The sequence below is a fragment of the Rhizobium sp. P1_E1 genome (genome assembly GCF_056406015.1).
Window position 1 is genome coordinate 1 of record NZ_JBFUAY010000457.1, and the last position, 1761, is coordinate 1761.

Below are 1761 nucleotides of genomic sequence, written 5' to 3' on the forward strand. Positions count from 1 at the left end.
ATCGTGGACTCGCCGGATCCGGCGGTGAGCTCGGGCACAGCGTGGTTCAGATCGACGGTGCCCTTTGTAATTGTGGAAAGCACGGTTGCTGGGAGACGGTAGCTGCCCTTCCGTGGCTACGAAAAGAAGCCGTCCGAATGGGCTTGCCACATCCCCGAAGCGTCACCTGTGCCAGACTGGTCAAGGAAACAGACGAAGGCTCGAATGCGGCAGAGGAACTTCTCGACCGTTATACACGCAACGTGGCGTTCGGCATCGTCAACCTGCAGCAAACACTGTCCCTCAACTCCTACGTCCTTCACGGAGACGTCGCCGGAGGCGGAATGAAGGCTGCGGAGCTGATCAGACGGCATGTCGAGCAGCTAGTGGTAAAGAGACCTGGTCAGGAGATATCAATCACAGTGAATGGTATCGGCGAAGGCCATACGGCTCTGCGTGGCGCCGCGGGTCTGGTTTTATCCAGCCACCTAAAGCTAGTCATTTGAGGTTTTACAGGGAACCGACCTGTAAGGAAGGGAGGTTCCCGTCTGGGTCTGCCCGGTAGACTCCCGAAGACACTCAGGCGCGCCGTCGAATTATCTAGGGTCGGGATTTGGGCTTGCGACCGTTAAGGTAGGGACTGCCATCGTCTGCGACGGCGGCTGAAAAGAGAGAGGCAAAGAACGGAATGCAGGCGGCCCCGATCGCGCCGGCGCGAGGGCCAAGTCGGGAGGCCTCGACTGCAGCAACCTCCAAGCCGCGCGACGGACCAAGGATTGGCTGACTGGAAATTGCACCCACCAGCTTGTCTGTCACGAGTTCTGGCAGCCGTCCCCCAAGGACAATCAGCGCGGGGTCGAACATCGCCGTTGCAACACGTACTGTCTCGCTGAGCTGCTTTCCGGCGCGTTCTACCCAGGCTCCTAAAGCCACTTCGGCGCTGTCTGGCAACCGCTCGAGATCGACGAAGTCGTGGATGGCGAAGCCGGCACCGTTGAGGGTGGCAAAAAGGTCTTGGCCGGATGGGCGCGGCTGGTCGTACGGGTAGAGAACTCCGGGCAGGCAGGCGTTTCCATTGACACCGCGGTACGGTCGTCCGTCGATAACCGCCCCTCCCCCGACACCGTGTCCAATGTGAATGAAGAACATCGGATCAGGCTGCGGGATGCGTCCGCCGAACACATATTCTCCGAGCGCTGCAGCTGTTCCATCATTCTCGATGTAATAGGGCGCTTCGAAAGTCGCTTTAAAAGCTTGGTCCGCCTCACCATCATCGAAAGCCGGGAAGAAGCTATGGGCCTTGAGGATGTTCGACATCGTGCCGAAATTGCCGGGCACCGAGCAGCCGACCCCGAGAAGGCGATCCTTAGGCATACCAAGGTCGGCCAGCATCACCGCGATAGCCGCCTGCGCCGCGCCTGCCACCGACAAAGCCGTGCTGGTCTCGATGTCGACTGATAGGGAGGTAAGAATCTTTCCCGCTAGATCAACGATTGCTACCTCCATTCGGGAGACCGAGAATGTTATTCCCGCGGAAAGATACCGGTCAGCCCGCAGGCTCAGCAAGCGCCGAGGCTGGCCTTGGGCGCCGGTCCGCTCGACCACCTCGATCAGAAGTCCGATCTCAATTAAGCGACCTATCAGCCGAGTGACAGAAGCTCCTGTCATGCCGGACCGTTCGGCCAGGTCGACGCGCGCAATCTTCTTGCCCACGAAAATCAGTTCGACCAGTCGTCGTTCGTTCCGTGAAAGGTCCATTGGTTCCAAGAGTGCCTCAAATGG

General features: G+C 59.3%; 2 protein-coding genes. One reads left to right on the top strand and one right to left on the bottom strand.

Annotated features, from left to right (window positions below; genetic code table 11):
• Positions 1-485: ROK family protein (locus tag AC1D1Z_RS37045; protein ID WP_477853789.1), on the top strand; the 485-nt coding region annotated here is incomplete at its 5' end.
• A gap of 94 nt (positions 486-579) precedes the next feature.
• Here AC1D1Z_RS37045 and AC1D1Z_RS37050 read toward each other — a convergent pair.
• Positions 580-1737 carry an ROK family transcriptional regulator gene (locus tag AC1D1Z_RS37050; RefSeq protein WP_065276661.1) on the bottom strand — a complete coding sequence of 386 codons (1158 nt, stop codon included), beginning with the start codon at positions 1735-1737 and terminating at the stop codon, positions 580-582.
• Between the last annotated feature and the right edge of the window lie 24 nt (positions 1738-1761).